This window comes from Paenibacillus sp. USHLN196, from assembly GCF_037144955.1.
Lineage (GTDB): Bacteria > Bacillota > Bacilli > Paenibacillales > Paenibacillaceae > Paenibacillus > Paenibacillus xylanexedens_C.
Genome location: NZ_JBBCYH010000009.1, coordinates 226,684 through 250,572, shown reverse-complemented (window position 1 = coordinate 250,572; position 23,889 = coordinate 226,684). Strand labels below are relative to the sequence as shown.

The window sequence follows — 23,889 nt, the reverse complement described above, 5'->3', positions numbered from 1 at the left end:
AAAAAAAGACCAAAGATCGGCATCAAGCTGATCTTTGGTCTTTTTTATCCCCATATTTATGGATCTGTTTCTATGTTTTCAAATACTTGGAACAAAAAAACGGAATTTCTGTGGATAACTTATATTTTTGCTCCAAAAGGGCTGTTTTATGGAGTGAAAACATGAGTTATACCTGATTTGTGGATAAGTTGTGCACATATTGCACACATGCTGTGGATATGTTTAGCATTTCATGTGGATATTCATTATTTTAATGTGGACACGTTGTGGACATGCCTGATTTTCTTCACTCTGGTTATTCCACCAGTTCACCCTGACGCATAATCAGCTTCTCATCGATATACACATCCGGCTTTTGCACAACTGCATCGATATGCACACCGGCGGCAATCGTTCCACCGAATGTATTATTGCTGCCAAAAGCCACATGAATCGTACCATACACTTTCTCATCTTCCAGCACTACACCCGTGATTCTCGCCTTGTTATTGGTTCCAATTCCGAATTCGCCGAGAAAGCGACCATCCCCCTCGCCAAGTGTTGCCAGTAATTGTGCCCCATCCGGGCCTTCAGCTGAAACTAAACGTCCTCCCTTGACGGTTAATATCATCGGTTCACGAAGTGCACCGATTCCAGCAACGGAGCCATCTACAACAATACGCCCTTCGCCTTTACCCTCAACCGGAGCAATATAGGCTTCTCCAGATGGCAAATTGCCTGATTCACCGGGGTTCAAGTACATGCCTGTGCTCGGTACACCGTTACGATTTTCAATGGAAAAGGAAAGACTATGACCCTGCTTCTCTATTCGTACATGACGACCTGCAGTTAATAGAGCTGTCACCTTCTCGGTTAATGCCTTTACTTGTGAGTATTCAGCCGTAATTGCTCCGTTCACAAACATATCCTCTGTCATGCCAGGCATGGTTGCCACTCGGGTTCCTGATGCAGCGGCTTGTTTACGTGCCTCGGTATGCGTTAATGAATATCGCGTTACACACACGGCTACATCTGCCCGAATCATGGCATCCGCGATTGGCGCAGGTGGCTCTTCGCCGGATCTGCTGCGTTCCTTCATGATTAACAGGACTGATTCTGCTCCAAGTGCTTTGCCTGCCTCATAGATGGATTCGGCCAAATCCCGTTTCATATCGTCTGCGACAACCACCAGATTCTCTCCGCTACGTAGTCCCAGACACTCGATTAGCACATTTTTACTAATCTCCACACGTTGCTGACTCATACATTCATCTCTCCTGTCGTTGGTTCATCTCTTCACAACTCGACTTGACCCTTTCGACAGTTGGCACGGGATTCCTGCATATCCGAATCTGGACTCATCTCACGTTATCAGACCATTCGGCGAGGATTGCTGCTGTTTCCTTATAGTGTAACGTCGGAAAGTAATGCCCATAGGGCACATCTATGTGTTTGATCTTCGGGTTCATATCCCGGGGATAGTGATATTCCGGATCTTCCTTGGCCCATACGACCAGTGCATTCTTGGCATAATGCTGACTTTCCATTTTCGCCCACAACGTTGATCTGGCGCCTTTCCTCTGACCCGAGTGGATCCAGCGCAACAAGTCTGCATGTGCTCCTGCAATGCGAGGGGACTGGAAACTGGAGCGTATTCTCTTGCCCATGGTATTGGGCTTAACACTGCTGTCGCCTACGACGCTAAAAGAACTGAACATTTGATTCCAACTTTTCTCCGATCTGCCACGCAGCAAGGAGCGCATCACCCCTCTTGGCAAACGGGAAATCCATCTCAGTACATTTGGATTCGAATTGTTAGCTACGGGCTGAAGCAACCCCAGCCGAATGTCTGTCCGCCCGCTGCGCATCTGTGCCGCAGATGCAATAGCTGCACCGATCGAATGACCCACCAGCTTCACCGGACCTTTAAACTCACCGAGCGCCTGAAGCAATGCATCCACCTGACCCTCAAATGCTTCATCCCCCTGATGCACGGGGGACCGTCCGAATCCAGCGAGATCGATTAACCATACCGGGTTTCCAGTACGTTCCCTAAGCTGTTGTCCCAAAGGTAACATCTCATCGGCAGATTGGAGCAAACCATGCACAATAATCCAAGGCTCTCCCTCACCCTCCCAACCAAGCATAGCCATATTTCCGCTCCGTGACCGAATATAATCTGTCGGAAAACCCTCAGGTAGCGGCGTATAACGAAGACGATAGTCCAGATCGGCTGTAACCAGCGGAAGCTGTTCCCTTATGTCCGGCCAGGATTGCCCCATACGTGTGAACAGAGCCTCCGTCTCTTCAACCGGGAATGACCTGTTGGTAATAAAAGCAACCGACTCCGCTGGAACACCACTGATGCGTGTGCCCCCAGATTTCATGATCCATTGAATCCATGGTAATGGCACAGCCCCTTTGGGCTTGGGTACGTCCAACTGCTGTGCCAGAAGCTGCAACAGTTCCTTCATATTGGGACTGTCTTCCTTCCGCGCCAATAGTGGATAGGTTCCTCCGACTGGAGCGGTTTCCCTCGATAAGAAAACAAGCGTCTGTGCAACAATGTCATTCTCCACAAGCGGTAACCAATAGGATGAACCTCCCGGCACGACCGGCATAAGTCCTTTCTGAATCGCCTGAATGAGCAGGCCAATCCCACCCGTTTGCTCGGTTTCACCGGTGGGACGCGGTCCAACCACTGTACTCGGATTCACAACGGATAAGGGATAGTTATGCTGCTCTGCATGCTCGCGAATATGCAGATCGGCATGAAACTTCATCTCTTCATACGCACTTTCATTGTTATCCACATGCTCAACCTGTAGATAATTCCCCTGTGCATTCCGCTCTCCATAAGGACTCATATAACCAACAACGTGGATAAAGTGTCTTAATCCGTGGTTACGGTGGATTTCCCGTGCAAGCTGTGCCACTTCTCTGGCCCCGTTCATAAATATCTGCTCTGCTACTTTTCGGTCCAAGGTAACGTCCATGGTTCCACCCGCATGCATGATTACATTTGCTTCAAGAGCACGCTCCCGATCCGCTGTAGTCATTCCAAGACCCGAATGGGATAAATCACCCGTAATAAATGTAATTCGGTCGAAATTCTTCACTCCGTAAGCCTTCAGCACCGTTCTGGCTCGCTGTTCCGAACGAACCAACAAGAGCAATTGTGCATCTCCCTGCGTCAGTTGCTTGACCGTTTCTTTGCCAATAAAACCTGTGCTGCCTGTCATGAAGATGATCGTAGCTGCATTATCAGCCTTGCCCATTACCTTATTTATTCTTGTCGTATGTACACTCATTCTGTCACGGCTCCTTTTAGTACTATATAGTACTAGTTATATTCAAAAAAAGAGCTTCGATTAACGAAGCATCTGACAAAATGTACGTGCCGATTGTTCTATAATCCCTACATCACGGGCAGTTCCCGCAAGAATAAGTGAACCTTCCAGGGCTGCAATAAATAACAAAGCGGACGGTCCTGGCTCGATTCCCTGGCGAAATTCACCGCGATCCAAACCTTGCTGAAACAGCTTTTCCACCATAGGCCTAAGCTCCCGAAAGAATCTGGATATGCTCTCCTTCACTTGAGGTGCAGTATCGGGTGTCTGCATATATAGCGTAACAAAAGGACAGCTCCCTTCGTAATTTCGGCCTTCAATGCCTGCCGACAGCAATGCCATGAATGAGTAGATGCGTTCTTCCACCCCTCGCTCACGCTGACTAAGCAGCAAGTACAACTCCGATTCATAGTGGGCAATCCAGTATTGCACCACGGCCTGAAGCAATTCCTCCTTGTTTTTAAAATGATAATAAATGTTGGACTTGGATACTCCACTTACCCGTACGACCTCATCCATGCTGACGTAGCTGTATCCCTGACGCAGGAATAACTGTGCCGCCACTTCAACTGCCTTCGTCCGGTTCACCGGATTGGAACTTTTTGATTTGGCAGATCCTGTGATCGATTTTTGATTTGTCATAATTAGAACTATATAGTACTAGTTAAATAAAAACAAGTTTTTCTCTGTTAACAAAAGATACTCTCTTGCTTAAGTTCCACTCACTTGTCCACATTTAGAAATTTATACACACAAGATATCCACATATAGTATTAACTCTTGATTAAATACGTCATGGGATCATTAACCCGTTCCAGGTTATCCACATGTCTTCCGCTTTGACACATCAAAAAAAGGTGACTCCGGTTCATCCGGAGTCACCTTTGCATGTTTTTTATTCATAATTCATTAAATGAATGGGGATCTGCTATTTTTTCAGACTATCCCAGTTCTGTTGTAATGCATCAAGCAATCCGGCTTTATCCGATTTGCCTGCAACATAAGCTTGAATAGTGCTACCGTACTCTTGTGGGACGCCTTCAGGGAAACGGTTGAAGTTCCAGCTGAGTGTTTTATTTTCCTGACTGTATTTCATAATTTCAGTGGCGAGGTCACCCAGATCCTCTTCGGATGCCGTGATAGAACTGAACGCCGGGATGAATTTGAATTCTTTCGTCATGTACTGTTTCCCGATATCCGAAGTTACGAGCCACTCCAGAAACTCTTTCGCTTCCGGTTTCACTTGGGAATTCTTGTTCACAACCCAGTAGTTCGGCACGCCGACAAACAATTTGTCATTCGGTTCATTGTTGATTGGCATTGGCAAGATACCCAGATTCAGATTTGGATCGATTCCATCGATCTGTACTTGAGTCCAGTTTCCTTGTTGCATCATCGCTGCTTCTCCACTCGCAAACAGCGTTACTTGTGTATTGTAGTCGGTTGTCAGCGGGTTTTTGTTGCTATATTTCAACGTTAAGTCGAGCAAGTTGATCCAGTCCGTGAATACCTGGTTGCCAGGAATTTTCTCCGTGCTTTCGTTGAGCCCCTGGATGAATTTCACCGGATCTGCCTGATTCGCAAATGCCACGTTTACGTTATGGTTACCCAGCACCCACCACTCCTGATATCCGTTCGAGAAAGGCGTAATGCCTGCGGCCTGGAGTTTCTGTGCGGCCTGATCCAATTGTTCCAGTGTCGTTGGAATTTCAGTGATGCCTGCTTTTTGGAAGAGGTCTTTGTTATAAATGAAACCATAACCCTCCAGCGCGAGTGGCTGTCCGTAGAGCTTGCCGTCTTTGGTCATTGGCTCTTTGGCTACTTCGAGCGCATCCTTCGCCCAAGATTCTCCAGACAGATCTTCCAGATATTCAAGCCATGTATCCAGCTCACGATAACCACCTACGTTGAAAATATCCGGTTGTTCGCCTGCGGCAAACTTGGCTTTTAGCGCAGCACCGTAGTCACTGCCGCCACCCACGGTTTGAATGTCCAGTTTGACACCTGGATGGGAGGATTCATATTCCGCCTTAAGGCGATTAAGCGCTTCCGCAATTTCAACTTTGAATTGGAAAATTTTAATTGTTTTGTCCCCGGCAGCAGCTTCCCCTCCACCTTGAGCATCCGTGTTGACCGGACTGCCACTTTTATCCCCGTTGCCACAACCCGCAAGCATTACCGAAAAAGCAATCAGCATAAGCAACGTCAACTTCGTCATTCTTTTCATACATACACTCTCCCTATAGTAGTTTCAGTATATTAGTTTGTGTGTGGCGAGAACCTTCCCTTTGAAGCGTGATTTCATTCTAACGAATCGAGCATGTGGTGGGTTCGTTAGCGTCTTGAACCGGGAGCATAACGTCACTCTCTAAAAGAAGTTCCTGGCTATACAAGCATCTTTCTCTTCAAGAGTCATGCCCAAGCTATGCGGGCATGACTCCCTTTGCACACCTCCGTGCGAGGTGGGAGCAAAGGGATCAGGATGTGATGGAGGAGCGGAGCGTTCGCCTTTGATACTCGGTGGCTTCCTTGCCCTAATACATTCAAGCCACCGAGGAGCAACAGCGACCGAAAGCGCAACTTGAGCCCGCAGCGACCCTGCCCTCGCAACCTTCTCTGCCTTACCGGATTTAGCTTTAAATCTTTTCTTGAAGGATCTCTTTTCTTTATTGCTCTTTTCCCTAGGAGTCATGCCCAAGCTATGCGGGCATGACTCCCTTTGCACACCTCCATGCGAGGTGGGAGCAAAGGGATCAGGATGTGATGGAGGAGCGGAGCGCTCGCCTTTGATACTCGGTGGCTTCCTTGCCCTAATACATTCAGGCCACCGAGGAGCAAGGCGCAACTTGATCCCGCAAAGCCCCCCGCCTTCGCACCCTTCTCTGCCTTACCGGATTTAGCTTTAAATCTTTTCTTGAAGGATCTCTTTTCTTTATTGCTCTTTTCCCTAGGAGTCATGCCCAAGCTATGCGGGCATGACTCCCTTTACACACCTCCATGCGAGGTGGGAGCAAAGGGATCAGGATGCGATGGAGGAGCGGAGCGCTCGCCTTTGATACTCGGTGGCTTCCTTGCCTTAATACATTCAAGCCACCGAGGAGCAACAGCGACCGAAAGCGCAACTTGAGCCCGCAGCGACCCTGCCCTCGCAACCCTTACCCTTTAACTGATCCAGCGGTAATCCCCTGAATGATATACTTCTGCATCAGCAGGAAGAAGATAATGATCGGCATGATGCCAAGCACAAGTGCCGGCAAGGCCAGATCCCATTGCTTCGTGTACTGACCGAAGAGCGCAAAGGTCGCAATCGGGATTGTACGCAGGTTGGAGCTTTGCAGGATCAGGGATGGGAGCAGATAATCATTCCAGATCCAAAGCGTGTTCAATATGATGACGGTTACATACATCGGCTTCATGAGTGGAAATACAATCCGGAAGAACACCCCGTAGACCGAACTTCCATCCACCCGGGCTGCCTCCTCAATCTCCAGTGGGACGGATTTTACGAATCCGTGGAACAGGAAGACTGACATCGGTGCCCCGAAACCGAGATAACAGATGATGAGTCCGCCAAGGCTATCGATCAGGCCCAGATTACTGGTTACAGTAACGAGTGGAATCATGATAGACTGGAACGGAATCACCATGGCGGCAATGAACATGCCGAACAAAATCCGGTTGAACCGGGTATTACTGCGGACCATTCGGTACGCGGCCATGGAACTGATCAGCACAAGCAACAGATTGCTGACCACGGTGACGATGAGCGAGTTCATTAGCGCGGACGGGAAGTTAATTTTCTCCCAGGCGTTCGCATAGTTGCCCCACTGGAATACTTCCGGCCATGCAGCCGAATTGGTGAGCAGATCACCGAAGGTTTTGACCGAATTCACAAACAGGAAGTAGAACGGAACCAGGAATAAAAGTCCAATGAGTACCATGACAATCTCGGTTACAATGGTACTGAAGCGGTAATTTTTCGTCGTCTCCATTAGGCTTCTACCTCCTTGCTCTTCGTCAGACGTACCTGAATCATGGTGATGATGGCAACGATTACGAAGAACACGAGCGCTTTGGCGGTTCCGATGCCATATCTGTTATTCACAAAAGCTTCATTGTAAATATTGAGTGCAACCGACTCTGTCGATCCGAATGGTCCACCTTTGGTTAGCGACAGATTGAGATCGAACATTTTGAACGACCAAGAGATTGCCAGGAACAGACAGATTGTCACACCCGGCATAATGAGCGGAAGAATGATGCTCCGCAATACCTGCCAGCGACTTGCGCCATCAATCTCGGCGGCTTCCAGCAGATCAGGGGATACATTCGTCAGGGATGAGATGTAGATGACCATCAGATATCCTGCGGTCTGCCAGACAAATACAATAACAATACCCCAGAAGGCGGTCGGTTCATCTCCCAGCCATGGAAGGTTGAAGAAGGACCAGCCGGTCACATCGCCTACTGCTGAAAACCCTTTCACAAATATGAACTGCCAGATAAAGCCGAGCAACAACCCACCGATCACGTTTGGCATAAAAAAGATCGTACGCAGAATGTTTCTCGTCTTAAGCGGTTTGGTCAGGAAATACGCCAGGAAAAAACCGATCACATTGGTCAGTACTACACCAACCACGGTAAAGCGTACCGTAAACCAAAACGCCGTTTGGAACTTGGGATCATTCACAAACACATGCACGAAGTTATCGAACCCTACCCAATTAATGCTTTCGGATACCCCGTTCCAGTCCGTGAAGGAATACACCATGCCAAGCAGGAAAGGGACCACGATGATGAGAATAAAAAACACGATGGAGGGACCCACGAACACGAGCTGCTGTAACAGCTGTGAAGATTTGCGATGCTTCATATCGTTCTCCCCTTCTATAGATGGATGAAGTTGGTCTCTTTTTCTATTAAACCCCAATATCGCCGAGGGAAACACCGACCCTTGTGAACAGTTGGGGGTAAAATATTGTCCTTTCTTAACCTGCAACCAGAAGGGGTGTTCCGATGTCCAAATACTACAGTATACGCACCAAATTAATTGCTTTTATGCTGATTGCTACCACACTTCCGCTGCTTGCATCGATCAGCATGACGTTTATCCAGACCAAAACGGCCCTGCGGGAACAGGCTGTTGAAGAGAACAAACGCCTGATCTATCAAGCTTCCACCAATCTCAATAACTATGTGGATAACGTGGCCAGAGCGTCGCTCGCTGTGTATAACGACCCGAACTTTTTGCGTAACCTGGCGAAGATTCCTGGTGATTATCGTGCGGTGGCCGAGGTGTACACCACTTTGCAGACGATACGCGCTGCTGTGCCGGATGTATTCCAGCTGTATTTGCACTCTTTTGCCGCTGATCAATCCACCTTAATTATGAGCCCCTTTCCGAAACGGGAGGAACGCAAACAAGCTTATTCCGACTCGCTTCATGGAAGAATGGGCGGTGACAACTCGGATATCTGGGTGGAATCGGCCCATATGAGTCACACTTACGGATTCAAGGCTGCCTCCGCCGATGACCCTGCCAGAACGGTCATTACCTTGCATCGGGTGATCAAGGATATTCCGTCCACCGAGCGTCTGGGTGCGCTCGCCATTGATCTGAATATGAATACCATTGCAGCAATCTGTGGCAGGCTGTATGATCCGGCTAAGGAACAGATCTATGTAGTGGATGGACAGAATCAGATCATTTACCAGGGACGTTCCGAGGTTAATCATACCGAAGCATTACGAGAGGAAACGGCTAGTGAACTGACTATTGCACGATCTAGCGCTGGTACAGCCCAGAATGTCGCAGGACATTTTGAACAGGATCGTTCCATGTATGTATATCAGCAGCTCGGTAGCTCATATGCCGATTGGACCATCGTCAAACAGATCCCGAATGAGACGTTATACGCCAGAGCGACCACACTCACGTGGAATAACGCGATGATTGCCATTGCGGCACTTGTATTGGTCATTGTCGCAACCTTGTTCATCTCCATTCGAATCACGGGTCCGCTCAAGCAGCTCATGCGGTATATGAATCAGATTCAAGCGGGGCGTCTGCATGTGGATATCCATCTATCCAGCCGAGATGAATTCGGGGTGCTCGCTCGTCATTTTCGGGATATGATGGATACGGTAAATAACCTGATTCTACGGGAATATCGACTGGAAATCGCCAATAAGACCAATCAGCTCAAAGCGTTGCAAGCGCAGATTCATCCGCATTTTCTGTATAATACGTTGCAATCCATCGGCACACTTGCCCTTCAACAGCAAGGACAGCGGGCATATACACTGCTCTCTTCCCTATCGAAAATGCTGCGCTACAGCATGCGAGATCAGACCTGTGTGACATTACGCGAAGAGGCGGAGCATGCCCGATTATATCTGGAACTGCAACAGGAGCGGTTCGGTGACCGCCTTGAGGTGAATTTGGATTTTGCCGAAGATACGCTATCTGTCGAAATGCCAAGAATGACGTTACAACCTTTAATTGAGAACTATTTCAAACATGGAGCAGATATTCAGCCTGGCAAAGGACAAATATCCCTATCCAGCCGCCGGATCAACGATCATTGGATTGAAATAGAACTGAACAATAACGGCCCCTCCATACCAGAAGATAAGTTACTGGAGATCCAGGGATGGTTCCATCAAAGTCTCACAGCAACCGGGTTATCCACGCAGGAATCCGACGAGTCTGAGTCCATCGGTCTACGAAATGTGATACGCCGACTTCAATTGAACTCGCATCCCGGTCACTCAGCCAGACTTGAGATCAGTAATCGGGAACCCAATGGTGTGAAGATCACGGTTAAACTATACGCGGGAGAGTGAACAACATGAAGGCACTGCTTGTAGATGATGAAAAACATGTCCGCGATGCCATAAGGTTGCTTGGTCATTGGGAAGAGTTTGGCATTGATACATTACTTGAAGCAGCAGACGGGGATGAAGCCATCGCCGCCATCACGGCACATCAACCTCAAATCATACTCAGTGACATGCGTATGCCGGGCAAGGACGGTATGGCATTGCTTGAATGGATATCGGCTCATACCCCGCACAGCAAGGTGCTGGTCATTAGTGGATATGATGATTTTGAATTCGTAAGACATGCAATCAGACATGGAGGCATGGATTACCTGCTGAAACCTGTGGAAGCAGCCGAACTGAACGCATCCCTATTGAAAGCAATCACGGCCTGGGAAGAGGAGGATGCTGTTCGGATGCAATCCACAAGGCAATCCATTGTGGTTAATCGGATGCGGCCTCATTATCAGGATCGTCTGTTAACCGAACTTGCCGTTGGAAGAGGCAGCAGCCCATCACATATGCAGCGATTGCAGGATGAGTTGAATCTCCCCGGTCTAATTCCTGTCTGTAGTGTCGCTGTCACCAGTCTGTCCCATCTGGATGCAGATTGTCTGGCAAAATACCGCAGTCAACCGGATCTGCTTGTGTTCTCCGTGCTCAATATCTGTGCGGAGATGTTATCCACACCGGACGAAGGCGTGATGTTTCGCCAGTTGGATCAACCTGACGAGATTGTTCTGCTGCATTGGGGCCCACCCGCATCATTGGAACATATTCTGGATAAGGTCAATCATGGATTGGAGCAGACGATTCAGCGCCGGCTTCATTTCGGCATCTCCACCTGCAAGTCCTACCCTGGCGGAATCTCAGTAGCCTATCTTGAAGCAAGTTCAAGGCTGTGGCGACGTAATGCATTACAAATCAAGCAGAGAATCCATGCTTCAATGGAATCGTCTGGCGGGATTAAAAATCGGCGTTTAACTGCCCATGAAGAGTCCATGCGTATGGCGGCTATGAGCTGCCGGGTTTCCAGTGTATCCGCCGCGGTCGCCGAATGGCTTGATCCGATCACTAAGCTTGAGGATGTCAGCGCCGAGCAGATCCAGCAATGGATTGATGAGCTGGAATGGATGCTGAGCCGCTGGCTTGATGATACGGCAAGCTCACCACCCAAAGCGGAAGAAGTGACGGAGGAACAGTCTATCCCCTTTGCTGAATTACCTTTTGACCCTGAAGGAATGTTATCCTTGCCCCTGCTTCGTTCATTGTTGGAACAACGGTTGCTTGCGGCTGGAAAGGCGTTAACCACTCATCAACACGCCAATCCTGACCCCATGAGCGAGATTGCGCGCTATATGGACACCCATTATCAGGAGGACCTGTCCTTGCAGCAGATTGCCGCGCGTTTCTATCTGAGCCGGGAGTATATCTCACGCAAATTCAAACAGCAATTTGGTCTGAACTGGTCGGAATATCTGGGCAAACTGCGAATCAATAACGCCAAGCTGCTACTTCAAAATCCTTCTCTGCGAGTCGCCAAAATCTCAGAGATGGTTGGGTTTCAGGATGAGAAGTATTTCAGCAAAGTGTTCAAAAAAATAGAAGGCATTACGCCAGCGGAATATCGTAAAACATTATTACAGTCAGGTACGTGATACCATGAACTAAACTAAAAAGGACTCCTCGCGGGAGTCCTTTTTTGCGATTTATTTGTAGCAAGAAAACAACATAACTCATGACGACTGTTTGGCTCTTTCTTTTCTAAGATAGAATACGATCACCGATCCCGTAAAATTACCGCAGGTACAAGCCGAATATAGATCAGTTCACCTGCAAGCTCCACCATCGTCTGTGTAACGATGACTGCCGCAGCTATAGTTGCCCATTCTGGCGGAAGTGCCAACGCCAGCGGCAGAACAACCAACGAATTCCGTGTAGCTGAACTGAAAATCAACGCCCGCCCTGCGCCAGTATTCAATCGAAACCCATTGGCAATGATTCGAGATATCCAAGGCATCAGGATTAGAAAAGCAACGTAGATGGGGATCACGTTCACAATGATCGCCATATCACTGTAGACTTTGCCAATCTGGGAAGCGACAACCACGATCAGTGCGAGTGCCATCATTGGAACAGGGAGCCAGGCCGAGACTTTCATGACCCGCTCCCCGCTCGCTTTACCTGTAGAAAGAACTTGTGTAACGACTGCGAGCAGCAGTGGAATAACGATCAGGAACAGAAAGGCCTCCACGAACGGCCCTATCTGCATGATCTGCGCTACCTCAGCACCCATCAATAGCCATAGATAAAACGGCAGCAGGATCATTTGTATAACAAATAAAAGTGGTGTTGCGGCGAGCATCAGTTTCTCATTGCCCCTGCCGAGCTGTGTGAACACAATGACGTAATCAATACAGGGCGTTAACAGTACCAGATAGACTCCGATCAGAACGTCTGGTGATTGTGGAAAGACCAGTGTAAGCAACCATACAACCACAGGCACAACGATAAAATTAGCAACCAGTAATGCGCCCATAAATCGTAGATTGGACCAGGACTCTTTTAACTGTAGAAAGGGAATCTGCACGAACATGCTATATAACAGAACAGCAAGTATGGGAGACACAGTGTAGTGCAAGGCATTCCCCCATTCAGGATTGCCCAGTCCTATTGCTGCTCCTGCGAACAACGCAATGACATAGAACCAAGTCTGTTGTTTCTCCACCGTTTCTCTTGAAAACATTCTTTTCTTCCCCTCCTCTGGTTGGACATCGCAGGCATGGACATATTCCTGATTCATTGCGCGTACATTGGGACAGAGTACAACATGTGAATTTTTTGCGGCTGTTATTAGAATGTGCAAGAACTGGGTATATTCATTGTAGACTGACCCGTGGTTCATTCATTTCGTTAAACCAAGGAGGAAACACAATGTCACGTAACAATCCGTACAAGTGGTTAAATGCCATTGGTTTTATCGCTGTAATTATCGTGAACTACCTTTCCAACGCTCTGCCGATCGGAGGCAAGACCAACAAAGAAGTATCGGATATGTACCCTGTGCTGCTTACACCTTCTGGCTACGCCTTCTCTATATGGGGTCTGATTTACCTGCTGCTTGCTGGGTTCGTGATCTATCAGTTCGTGCCCTCTTCCTGGAAAAGGGATTCGATTACTCGTCTCGGGTATTGGTTCCTGGCAAGTTGTGCCTTCAACGTAGCATGGATTTTTGCTTTTCAAAACTTGCAGATTGGTCTCGCCTTACTGATCATTGTACTGCTTCTGTTGTCCTTGATCATGCTGTATGTAAAAACACGTACCATTACCGTGCCAACCACTGCTGAGATCTGGCTTGTGAAGCTGCCATTCAGCATCTATCTCGGATGGATTAGCGTGGCAACAATTGTCAATGCAGCTGTGTTGTTATATAAAATTGGCTGGGATGGTTTTGGTATCAGCGAACCGACCTGGACGATCATTATGCTGATTGTGGGTATGGTGCTGGCTGTACTCGTTAGCTTCCGTTATCGCGATAGTGTGTACCCACTTGTATTCACATGGGCATATATCGCCATTGCACTTAAACAAAAGGATGTTACTTCCGTATATTATACGGCAATCATCATTGCGATCGTATTGGCCATCTATGCGGTATGGTTATTCTTCGCCCGCAATCAGGATCGCGATTGAACGATTTCCTCCATTATAATGCAAAAACATAGTGCAAAAGCAAAAAGCCGATTCTGGTCATTTGACCTGAAATCGGCTTTTTATGTATACCGTAGCGAATGAAGGTTGTCCTATTTCAGGGCAATAACCTCAATCTCCACCAGTGCATCTTTTGGCAAACGAGCAACTTCCACTGCACTGCGTGCAGGATACGGCTGTTCAAAGAACGTGCTATACACTTCATTCACTGGAACGAAGTCGTTCATATCCTTCAGGAACACCGTCGTTTTCACGATTTTATCCATACTTGTACCTGCTGCTTCAAGAATAGCCTTCACATTACTCAAAGACAGACGTGTCTGCTCCTGTACATCTGCACCGAATTCTCCCGTTTGGGGATTCAGGCCGAGCTGTCCGGAAGTATAGATGAAATCGCCCGCATCAACGGCTTGACTGTATGGACCAATGGCGCCTGGCGCCTGATCGGTAGAGATTGGTTTTTTCATGGACGAGTTCTCCTTCATGTTCGTTATCCTGCTGCCACAAGGAGTCAGGGTTCGAACTCATTTTTGTTGCCTATTATACCACGATCTACCTCAAGCGAGAAACGCTCCTACCTATACACATGAAGCAAACAGCTCGTTCAAAGGTCTTAACCCCCGTCCGCACCAAGAACATGAATGACTTCACTCGGGTAAACATGGTTTCCCTTGGCTTGCAGCAGCGCAATATTCGTCATGGCCTGTGCAATGGTTGCCGCGTGGACCGCCCGGTATTTGTCCGCTCTGCCTTTCATCCACCGATCCAGAAACTTCATGGCATGCGCAGCCATCTGTTCACCGAACCGTTTCTCGTTTCGATCTCCCAGGATTAAGGAAGGGCGGAAGATGTGCAATGACTGAAAACCAATATCGGACAGCGCATCCTCCATTTCCCCCTTGGTCCGACTGTAAAAGACACGGGAACCTGCGCTTGCTCCCATGGAGGAGATCACAAGCATCTGTGATACTTCATGCTGCTTCGCAAGTGTAGCTGCACGAACCGGGTAATGGTAATCCACCTGGCGGAAGTTCTCCTGACTGCCTGCTTTTTTGATCGTTGTACCCAAACAACAGTACAGGTCATCGATCCCGTCGAATAGGTGGTCTTGGCTCTCCAACTGCTCCCAGTCCACTACATGCTGTTCCAATTTGGGATGCTGTAGCTCAAGTGGGCGTCTAACCAGTATGCGAACCAGGCTGTATGCCGGGTGATTCAGCAGGTTGTGAACCAATAATTCGCCTACAAGTCCGGTGGCTCCAAGCACCATGGCTTTCCGTTCGAGACGATTCATATACATCCCTCCACTTCGCTACCTTTTTTCTGAAGTCAACCGATTCAATATCTATTTTAACAGCACACGACGTCCAAGGGTAAATGTAAGGATCAGCATCACTACACCAACCCCCACCTGAAATCCGTAAGCCGAGATCCAGGCCAGCGCATCGGACCAGGTTTCCATCTTTTCATACAACCAGCCACCCATCAGCGGCCCAAGAAAAGAGGTTACTCCGGTCAGCGCCGAATAGACGGCGACAAACATCGGTCTTTCACTTTTGGGTGTATCTCCGATCGTAAAGTTAAATGCCAGCTGATTGAATCCACCCACACCGATCCCAAGGAAGATATGAGATAGAAAGAGCGCAATCAACACGGGCATGAACGACATTAACCCCCATGATAAACAGGAAAGTGCGATGACGGGCAATGTCCAAAACAACAGGGTTTTGTTGCTGAATCTGGCATTCAGATTACCCCAGACATAGAACCCGGCCATCATGACCAGCGTCTGGACTACCGTGATCAGGGATACGGTTTGATAATTGATGTTCAGCAGATCCAGCATCACATAGGAATAGAGCGGAACAATCAAGGTCTGGATTAATAACCAGGCAGCCAGGAACAGCGTAGCTTTCAGGAAAGATCGATCCTGGAACGGCTTGATAAACATACGCCAGAAAACCTTTTCGGTAGAACGTTCAAAGGGCATGTCCGGATAGAAGAAATAGATGACTGTGTTGGCAATGGCACAGATCCATACGGGAATAAACAGGATGAGAAAACCCATTTCTCCGGGGTAACGGTCCAAAACAATGCCGCCTGCGAATAAGCATACGCTTCCAAGTGCATTCAGAATCGTATTTCGAATTCCAAAATAACGCCCTCTCACCTTGGCTGGTACGATGTCGCCGATTAGTGAAGTCCAGATCATGCCGCCAATGGTATTCGATATAAAAGCAACCGTATATACACCAATATATACGCTTACCCACCACTCTTTGGGAAAAATGAACGGGATCAGTCCCGTCGCACTCCACAAGATACGATGTGTGCCCACGAACAGCAGCAGCATGCGTTTGCGGCTGCGAATGCGCTGCATCCAGTAAGCTGCTCCGATCTGGGCAATGTTCACGAATGTGGTAATCGCGAGCACAAAGCCAATATGTCTCGACCCGGCCCCAAGGTACAGCAGAAATCCGGTTAAGAACGGGCCTCCCAGCAATGTCTGTAAAATAATTGCTGGTACACCCTCCCATGTTGCAATCGATAAGTTAGTGCGTTGTGTCGAACCCTTGCGCCGTGGTTTGCTTGCTAACGGGGGAGGGTTAACGTTGACCGTCTTCTGTATGGGGATACACTCCTTAGACCGGGATTCGAAAGCCGGTCGATGCTAGTTGTCACCCCAAATTCTACTCGCGGCGCGAAGGTTGTCAACTCATTTTTTCACGTTCAATGGAAGATAGAGGTGGAAGGTGCTTCCCTTGCCTTCAGCGCTCTCAAGTTCAATCGATCCTCCCAGTAATCTGGCGAGATCTCGACTAATCGAGAGGCCAAGTCCGGTTCCACCAAACTTGCGGCTGATCGACCCGTCTGCCTGCTGAAAAGCTTCAAATATAGAATGATGTTTGTCCTCGGGAATACCAATGCCTGTGTCCTGAACGGAGAAAACGAGACATCGACTCTGATCACCTGCATTTTTCATCTGTTTGGTGCTTACGGTCAGCGTGACCTTTCCACGGTGAGTAAACTTGATGGCATTGGACATCAAATTCCGTAAAATCTGCTGGACCCGCTGGGGATCAGACCAGAGCGTCTCGGGTAGTCCTTGTTTTTTATTCAGAACCAATTGAATTCCCTTTTTCTCAGCAACGAGCTGAAAGTGGTTCATGGCATCTTCTATAAGTTGTGCCACACTGATATCCTCGAGTACAATATCCAGCCGCCCCGCTTCTACTTTGGATAGATCCAGAATATCGTTAATGAGCGTAAGCAGTTCCTGCCCGGATTGGTCGATCATATGGGCAAAACGTACAATATCCTCCTGATCCATCGTATCCGCATTCTCACTGATCATCTGAGCAAAGTTAATGACGCTATTCAGTGGTGTACGCAACTCATGTGACATATTGGCTAGAAATTCCGATTTGTACTGGGAGGCAATCATCAATTGTTTCGCTCGATCCTCCAACACAATCTGGGCTTTCTGCAATTCTTCCTTTTGCACAGATAATAGTCGGTTTGTGCTCTGTATCAACAATATTCGATTCTGTTCATTCTGAAAATCACGTAGAATAAATGCAAAAATAAGACTTAATACAATCCCTGTAGGTAGTGTATAAGGCATAATATGTGAAAAGAAATATGTAGCCGGGATCACACCAACGATAGCAATGTTTACACTATTGACCACATTGACGATAACTGTAACAAGTATTCCTTTAATAATGAGCCTATAGTTGCTGCGTCTCATCCATATATTTAGACCTGCACAGATCACGCCCAGCAAAGACATGTTGATTACTGCCGCCAATGTAGCATCCGTGATGCCAAAAGTCAGCCGGGACAAACCAATTCCAACACCCACGAGGATCACGCTATAGGGTTGTCTATACGTCAGAACGGCAACAATTAAAGGGACATAACGAAGATCAAAGACCACTTCATCGGTGAGTTGAAAGCCAAAAACCGTACTGATCCAGCCTGCAAAAATAAGGACAAGCACTGAACTGATCTGTTTCACTCGGGATGAGGTACGTATTACGATATATTTATAGAACACACTAGCTAGATAGGCTATCGTTATTAGCATGCCCATATTCAATACGAACATTTTTGAAAATTGCATTCACTCACTCCTGTTGTCCGACTTTACTGGCCCAATTACCTTCGTCCTTATGCGTTTCTATCATATCATGCCCATTGAAACTTCGGCATTCCTTCTTCGTCAAAAAAATACACAAAAATACACAAATCAGGATTCAATTTGTGTGCTGGACGTAGTAGAATATATTGTTGTTTAAATTTAAACTACTATATAGATTGAACTAAAGAATAATTACACTTGCCACTCCGATGACAGAACAACCTTCTGATCGCTGTTATCCCCAGATTTTTTTAGATTCCCTTTTCTGAAAGGGAAAATCCGTGGATAAAGGCGAACGCTCCGCTTCTTCAGGTTATTTCTGTCCTCTCCGTTCTTGTGTAAATGAATGTATAGTGCAACTTATATAGTTATTGGCTGGGTCATGCTCCTGGGAGCATGAATGAAAGGAGAAAAGGTGTTGTGCAATTGTTAAAAAATAAATCCTATTGGCTGTCATTGAGTCTGATGCTGTCCTTGGCCGTTATGGGGCTGTTCTATGATATCCTTAATAGTCCGGAACGCGGGTTCGTAGTGCTTGATTCCTCGCTTGATCGGATCATCCCCTACGTGCCTGCCATGTCCATTCCATATTTGGGCTGGTACCCGTTCGTATTCGGGGTGCTCGCTTACCTGTGTGCCAAGGATCGACTGACGTACTACCGCGTCTTGTTATCCATGAATATCTGTGTCTGGATCTGTTATCTGATCTACTTCAACTTTCAGACCATGGTACCGCGCCCGGAATTAACAGGTACAGGGTTGGGGGCATCTGTTCTTGGTTGGCTCTACAGTCAGGATCGTCCTTATAATTGTTTTCCAAGTATTCATTCTCTGCACTCATATCTCGTGATGCGTGCTGTTCTCTCGGTACCAAGCATTCGCAAACCCATTAAGATCTTGATAGCTGCCGGTGCAGCAACCATCATAGTATCCACGCTAATGATCAAACAACATGTGATCTATGACGCGCTGGGTGCAGTCATACTTGGCGAATTCGTTCTTACCATTGTCACAGGACTGGCTCTTTATCGGAGACGCAGAAAAGAATCGAAGTGGACCGAGGGAATCAGCTGATCCCTCACTTCGATGGGTTCTGCATATGCTGTTGTCGTCTCCATTCATCAATAAATAAGCCTGCAAAATAGGGATCCCATTGGGTCCCTTTTCCTTCTTCCAAAATCGTTAGCGCTTTCTCGTGACTCATTCCATTCCGGTATGGTCGATCAGACGTCATGGCGTCAAAGGCATCTGCCACCGCAATGATTCGCCCAAAAAGCGGAATATCTTCGCCAGCCATCCCATCCGGGTATCCTTTGCCATCATATCTCTCATGGTGAGATCTTACTCCTGGCAGGAAGTCCGCCATGGCATCAATGGGCTCTATCTGTAACAAAATACTTTCTCCCTGCACGGGATGTGTACGAATGATCGCGAATTCTTCATCGCTTAGCTTCCCATCCTTCAACAACACCTCATCAGGTATGCCAATTTTCCCAATATCATGGAGCAGGGCTGATTTGTACAATAAATCCGCCTGTTCTTCATTCATTCCGCTCAACTTGCCGATCATCAGCGAATACTCTGCCACACGCATGGAATGGCCTGCCGTGTATTTATCTCGGGCGTCCAATGCAGCCGCCAGCGTAGAAAAATAACTTTGCAGTAGCTGCCGATTACGTTCCTGTCTCATCTCAAGTCGATTAATCATCATATTGAAACCGGAGATTAGTGCAGAAAATTCATCCGCATACAGATCCGGAGCTCTTCTGCCAAGATCCCCCTCCTGAATTCGGTTCATCTCATGCGTCAGCTCGGCAACCGGATCACGAACATCACGAATCAACAACCAGCTTCCCACCAGCGCAAACCCCGCGCCCAGAACAACGATGAGAATTCCCCACAGAATGTACTCTTTCGCAAATTCTTTGTCCATATACTGCAGCCGGATATATGTAGCCAAGAAAAATAAAAATAGAGGAAATAAGCCGATCAGTGCCGTACTTAGCTGAAATTTACGCTGAATCGATACCAGGATGCGCCCTCCCAGTGAAGGCTCCATCCCGTATTGGACTTTGCCTCGATGACGAATCTCAAGTAACAGGGGTCTAATCGCCCGTACCGTTAGGTAATACTCAATCAGCGCATGCATGATGGCAATCAAAAAGGCGCACGCTGCGGCCACCACAATATACCCGTAAGGGAACTCAAGCCACCCTGTGGATATCATCCATATGGTTAGTCCAGCTGCCGGAAGTGAAAAACCAAGCATGTGCGGACCCATAATCCGATATATGGTCTGTCCCGGAAAACGATGAATACTCTCATACATGCGATTCAAATCATCTTTTTCATGATGTTCTGAAGCAAAAAATTGCCTGATAGGGCCCAACTGTACCCATAACGTAATCAATTCTGCGACCAGCATGAACAAGATTGATATCAACACAATGACGATGAGTCGGACAAATTGAATATTGGGTATCTGTAAGGTAGATACCATAGCCACTGTACCGACAACAAAAACAGCTGCCAGTGAACCGATCAGATAATTGCGTATCAGGCGAAAGATAAATGAACGGTATACTTCCAACTGAACCCCTCACTCTCTATGTGCAACCACTTCTCCCTTGAGACATGGGGAGATTAAGGGTATTGCCTTCTATTTGTTTATCGGTTATCTAGACTAAAAAAATTAATAAAATTCCCTGATCAGATACTGAAGCTCCACCTATCGAATCGTTTAAAAAATCCGCCACGTTCCACAGTAACTTGGTGGTACTCTAAAAAAATAAAAAGGCCGCTCCACGAAGGAGCAGCCTTTTGTGATATCCCTATAGTTATCCTTTGATCTTGGCAGCCAGAATCATTGTACCGCGCGGCTCATCTCCCATGGCATCGGGTTCAAGCGTGATCGCAACCGTATCATAGTCGTTGACCGAATCCAATGTATAGTACACCGCTCCCGTCCCATCACGACTTAGGAATGTTCCGGCATTCTGAGGTGTATCCCCCTTGATCAACCAGACCTGGAACGCTTCATTGCCTTCCAGATTCGGCAGGTTCTCAGCTTGCACTACCAAGTGAGTGCCCTTGCTATCGATAACGATGGTTGCGAGACCCTGGGCTACAATGTCCTGCGTTGCAGGATTAAGCTTCACTGCCTCGCCAGTCTGCATTCCCTGTGCAGGCTTCAGAGCTGATGCCAGCTGCTCTTGCAGCTGCGCATTCTGCGCCTGTGCCTGCACCAGTTGCTCTTGCGTAGCCGACGAACCCGCCGCTTGCTGCGTCAGCGAGTCGATCTGGCTCTGCAGCTGTGCCGCGTACACGCCGAGCACCACCGCTGCTGCCGCAAGGCCGGCGCTGGCCACGCGCCATGCGCGGCTGCTGCGCGCACGCGCGCGCCCTTGTGGCTGCCCTGGCTGTGCCTGGGCAGCCTCTTCCACCCGGGCCGCAGGCACAGCCGTTACCGGCGGCAAGCCTGGCCCGGGCTGCGCCGCACGTTCGTGCTGCGGCGCAAGGTCCTCCTGAAGCACCACGGGTGCTTCAGGCTCTGCAGGAGCAGCCGCTGGCTTCGCCTCGGCGCTCTCCTGCGTATGTCCGAGCACGTTGCCCAGTACACGTGCTCGCATGCCTGTCGGCGGCGCTACAGGTTCCGCCGCCAGTGGCAGGAAGCCAGTCACTTCCTGCAATTCCCGCACTTCCTGGCGACAAGATTCACAAGTCGCCATATGCGCTTCAAATGCCGCCACTTCCTCTGCTTCCAGTCCGCCCAGCACATACATCGGTGCCAGATCAGACCACTCCTCATGTCGTTCTATCATGGATGTATGCCCTCCCTTCCCGCGTCCGGATGCAATTCAGCATCGGCCAGCAACTTTTGGAGCTGGCGCATGGCAAGCCTGACACGGCTCTTTACTGTACCCAGCGGAATCCCGAATCGGCTGGATACTTCCTGCTGGGTTAATCCCGCATAATATATGGATTCGATGACTTGTTGCTGATCACCATTTAATTGGGACAACGCCTCTTTAATCCGGGTGCCTTCCCATTTACGCTGCACTTCTTCTTCCGTGTTTGTATATTCATCGGCATAGGCCGCCAGTGTCTCCTGTTCAACTGAAGTAGCCGCTGCCCCTTTCGATTTCCGCCTCAGCATGTCCACTGCAATGTTACGTGTTATCGCAAACATCCATGTGGTCAGCTTCCCCTGTGAAGCATCGTATCGTTCAGCATTATTCCAGACCCGCAGGAAAAGTTCCTGAACGGTCTCTTCCGCCGTCATGGGATCGCCAACGATCCTGTAGGCAAAAGAGTATACCGCACGCTCATAACGGTCATATAAAAGCTCCAGTGCGGAAGCATCACGTTCCGCAATCTGCCGCATTAACCTGCTGTCCTCCATCGATTCAGTCATGCGAGGGCCCCTTTCTGTTTCTTCCCTCATTATTATAACCTACGCAGAAACTTTTGAAGAAGATTACCTCTAGTGAGAAATACTTTGAAAAAGTTTCTGTATATTTTCAAACTAGCCACTCAACTTTCGACTGAAAGAAAGCCCGTAAACATGTTATTCTGCTTACGCTTTCCTTTTTATTGCAAATAATTACAGCCTGTGGTATACTATAAAAGTTGTATTAAACAACCTCATATGATTTCTGTCTTCTTTAAACCCCGGAATATTTTCTTCATGCTGCGACCGCAGCGAATTAAGTACAATCAACCTATGAAGATTGAAGAACCTGAATCACAATAACCCGGTATTACAGAGTTTCACAAGATGTTCCCATTCACACTGGCGCGGTCTTCGGAGCCGCAAGGACAAAAGAGAGGTAGGGCTTTTGTTGTTTTGGATATCACTTATTCTTGAGAAGATTGAAAACATACACAAAACACCCGGAATTGGGTTCCGGGTGTTTATCTATGTCTACATACCGCTCCCAACACCACGATTGGGAACAGTCCATATGGTAAGAAAACTTTTTTCATCCGCTCACTAAACTCACCAGATAAGTTCAGCTTCCCCTTTTTCCATTCTCATACCAATAGCTCCTCCACCTACTGCCAGAAACAAAAAAGGGACACCGCAGGTTGAATCCCTACGCTGTCCCAATCTGATTATAAGAGCGTTACGCCTAGCATTAATCTCAAGGTTTAGAGCTTTTGATACCAGCCCCATTGTAACGGTCCACAATCGGCAAAGCCTTCTTGACTTCCAATTAGATGAACATTGTTTTGGAGATAATCACCAGCAGGATGAACAGTACGAGGATCGTACCCATGGAACCCCAGCTTGAGCCACCATGACCATAGGATACTCCACAGCCCTGTTGATAACCGTGCATCATTGGAGCCTGGTTAGGCTGGTGTCCGTAACCGTAGCCGTAGCCCATCGGCATTGTACCGCAACCATATCCGTGCATAGTGTGACCTGTGTATTGATATCCATACATGTGTTCATTACCTCCCATATGTCCGTATACATGCCCCTGTCCGTTCGGTGAGTTTGGTTTTACTTCGCTCATTGTTCATTCCTCCTTAACATTTGCCTACACCCCTAAGCTATGTATTCTGCCTACCTCTGGACCGGGCTATCGCCCTCATTTTGATAAAATGGGCGTTTAGCCAATGGACTAGCTTCCCCATTATCGCCGCATCGCCGTCCTTCCGCAGTCTATATCACCGCGGCTCTCCCTCATGCTTGTCCATAGCCAAAAAAACCCTACCGGTTGCCCGGCAGAGCTCGCCATATTATACCCAGAAAGATTTAGTGATGATTACGAGCAGAATGAACAGAACGAGGATTGCTCCAGTCGATGTCCAGCCGCCGTATCCTGCGCCTCCGACTACTTCACTCATACAGAACCCTCCTTTACCAATATATTA

The 23,889-nt window shown here is 48.0% G+C and carries 20 protein-coding genes; 4 read left to right on the top strand and 16 right to left on the bottom strand.

Annotated elements, in window-relative coordinates; genetic code table 11:
* Positions 1–295: 295 nt before the first annotated feature.
* The 6 genes from WFI24_RS22030 to WFI24_RS22005 form a co-directional block, all read right to left on the bottom strand.
* On the bottom strand, positions 296–1,243 hold the full coding sequence (locus WFI24_RS22030; protein ID WP_336764228.1) for an aminopeptidase: 948 nt from the start codon (positions 1,241–1,243) through the stop codon (positions 296–298).
* Between the two features lie 94 nt (positions 1,244–1,337).
* Positions 1,338–3,290: an alpha/beta fold hydrolase gene (locus WFI24_RS22025; protein ID WP_336764227.1), complete on the bottom strand. Its 1,953-nt coding sequence runs from the start codon at positions 3,288–3,290 to the stop codon at positions 1,338–1,340.
* A 60-nt stretch (positions 3,291–3,350) separates the two neighbouring features.
* On the bottom strand, positions 3,351–3,917 hold the full coding sequence (locus WFI24_RS22020; RefSeq protein ID WP_336764284.1) for a TetR/AcrR family transcriptional regulator: 567 nt from the start codon (positions 3,915–3,917) through the stop codon (positions 3,351–3,353).
* A gap of 340 nt (positions 3,918–4,257) precedes the next feature.
* Positions 4,258–5,556, bottom strand: coding sequence for an ABC transporter substrate-binding protein (locus WFI24_RS22015; protein ID WP_145325570.1), 1,299 nt, complete (start codon positions 5,554–5,556; stop codon positions 4,258–4,260).
* Between the two features lie 928 nt (positions 5,557–6,484).
* Complete coding sequence (locus WFI24_RS22010) at positions 6,485–7,321, bottom strand: carbohydrate ABC transporter permease (protein ID WP_145325571.1); 837 nt, start codon at positions 7,319–7,321, stop codon at positions 6,485–6,487.
* A complete protein-coding gene (locus WFI24_RS22005) occupies positions 7,321–8,202 on the bottom strand; it encodes a carbohydrate ABC transporter permease (RefSeq protein ID WP_336764226.1) in 882 nt (293 codons plus the stop codon). Before WFI24_RS22005 ends, WFI24_RS22010 begins: the two co-directional genes overlap by 1 nt.
* 143 nt (positions 8,203–8,345) lie before the next feature.
* Here WFI24_RS22005 and WFI24_RS22000 point away from each other — a divergent pair, with 143 nt between their 5' ends.
* A complete protein-coding gene (locus WFI24_RS22000; protein WP_336764225.1) occupies positions 8,346–10,175 on the top strand; it encodes a sensor histidine kinase in 1,830 nt (609 codons plus the stop codon).
* 5 nt (positions 10,176–10,180) lie between these two features.
* Positions 10,181–11,809 carry a response regulator transcription factor gene (locus WFI24_RS21995; RefSeq protein ID WP_336764224.1) on the top strand — a complete coding sequence of 543 codons (1,629 nt, stop codon included), beginning with the start codon at positions 10,181–10,183 and terminating at the stop codon, positions 11,807–11,809.
* Between the two features lie 122 nt (positions 11,810–11,931).
* Here WFI24_RS21995 and WFI24_RS21990 read toward each other — a convergent pair whose 3' ends face one another.
* Complete coding sequence (locus WFI24_RS21990) at positions 11,932–12,897, bottom strand: arsenic resistance protein (protein ID WP_336764223.1); 966 nt, start codon at positions 12,895–12,897, stop codon at positions 11,932–11,934.
* A 188-nt stretch (positions 12,898–13,085) separates the two neighbouring features.
* Here WFI24_RS21990 and WFI24_RS21985 point away from each other — a divergent pair, with 188 nt between their 5' ends.
* Positions 13,086–13,844, top strand: a complete 759-nt coding sequence (locus WFI24_RS21985; RefSeq protein ID WP_336764222.1) for a tryptophan-rich sensory protein — start codon at positions 13,086–13,088, stop codon at positions 13,842–13,844.
* Between the two features lie 110 nt (positions 13,845–13,954).
* Here the strand turns inward: WFI24_RS21985 and WFI24_RS21980 are convergent, their stop codons facing one another.
* The 4 genes from WFI24_RS21980 to WFI24_RS21965 form a co-directional block, all read right to left on the bottom strand.
* The gene (locus WFI24_RS21980; RefSeq protein WP_017690870.1) at positions 13,955–14,329 is read right to left on the bottom strand and encodes a RidA family protein; all 375 of its coding nucleotides are present in this window, start codon (positions 14,327–14,329) and stop codon (positions 13,955–13,957) included.
* 146 nt (positions 14,330–14,475) lie between these two features.
* A complete protein-coding gene (locus tag WFI24_RS21975; protein WP_336764220.1) occupies positions 14,476–15,156 on the bottom strand; it encodes an oxidoreductase in 681 nt (226 codons plus the stop codon).
* Positions 15,157–15,207: 51 nt separating this feature from the next.
* Complete coding sequence (locus WFI24_RS21970; protein ID WP_336764219.1) at positions 15,208–16,365, bottom strand: MFS transporter; 1,158 nt, start codon at positions 16,363–16,365, stop codon at positions 15,208–15,210.
* A 213-nt stretch (positions 16,366–16,578) separates the two neighbouring features.
* The gene (locus WFI24_RS21965) at positions 16,579–17,988 is read right to left on the bottom strand and encodes a sensor histidine kinase (RefSeq protein WP_336764218.1); all 1,410 of its coding nucleotides are present in this window, start codon (positions 17,986–17,988) and stop codon (positions 16,579–16,581) included.
* Between the two features lie 438 nt (positions 17,989–18,426).
* Between WFI24_RS21965 and WFI24_RS21960 the strand changes: the two genes are divergently transcribed.
* Positions 18,427–19,080, top strand: coding sequence for a phosphatase PAP2 family protein (locus WFI24_RS21960; protein WP_336764217.1), 654 nt, complete (start codon positions 18,427–18,429; stop codon positions 19,078–19,080).
* A gap of 4 nt (positions 19,081–19,084) precedes the next feature.
* On the opposite strand, the gene WFI24_RS21955 is transcribed toward WFI24_RS21960, so the two are convergent.
* The 5 genes from WFI24_RS21955 to WFI24_RS21935 all read right to left on the bottom strand — a co-directional run bounded on the left by WFI24_RS21955 (position 19,085) and on the right by WFI24_RS21935 (position 23,862).
* Positions 19,085–20,596 carry an HD domain-containing phosphohydrolase gene (locus tag WFI24_RS21955; RefSeq protein WP_336764216.1) on the bottom strand — a complete coding sequence of 504 codons (1,512 nt, stop codon included), beginning with the start codon at positions 20,594–20,596 and terminating at the stop codon, positions 19,085–19,087.
* 247 nt (positions 20,597–20,843) lie between these two features.
* Positions 20,844–21,827 (bottom strand): anti-sigma factor, encoded by a 984-nt coding sequence (locus WFI24_RS21950; protein WP_336764215.1) that lies wholly within the window; start codon positions 21,825–21,827, stop codon positions 20,844–20,846.
* On the bottom strand, positions 21,824–22,420 hold the full coding sequence (locus tag WFI24_RS21945; protein ID WP_336764213.1) for an RNA polymerase sigma factor: 597 nt from the start codon (positions 22,418–22,420) through the stop codon (positions 21,824–21,826). Before WFI24_RS21945 ends, WFI24_RS21950 begins: the two co-directional genes overlap by 4 nt.
* 802 nt (positions 22,421–23,222) lie before the next feature.
* A complete protein-coding gene (locus WFI24_RS21940; protein WP_336764211.1) occupies positions 23,223–23,528 on the bottom strand; it encodes a hypothetical protein in 306 nt (101 codons plus the stop codon).
* A 226-nt stretch (positions 23,529–23,754) separates the two neighbouring features.
* Positions 23,755–23,862: a YjcZ family sporulation protein gene (locus tag WFI24_RS21935; protein WP_221825910.1), complete on the bottom strand. Its 108-nt coding sequence runs from the start codon at positions 23,860–23,862 to the stop codon at positions 23,755–23,757.
* Positions 23,863–23,889: the final 27 nt, after the last annotated feature.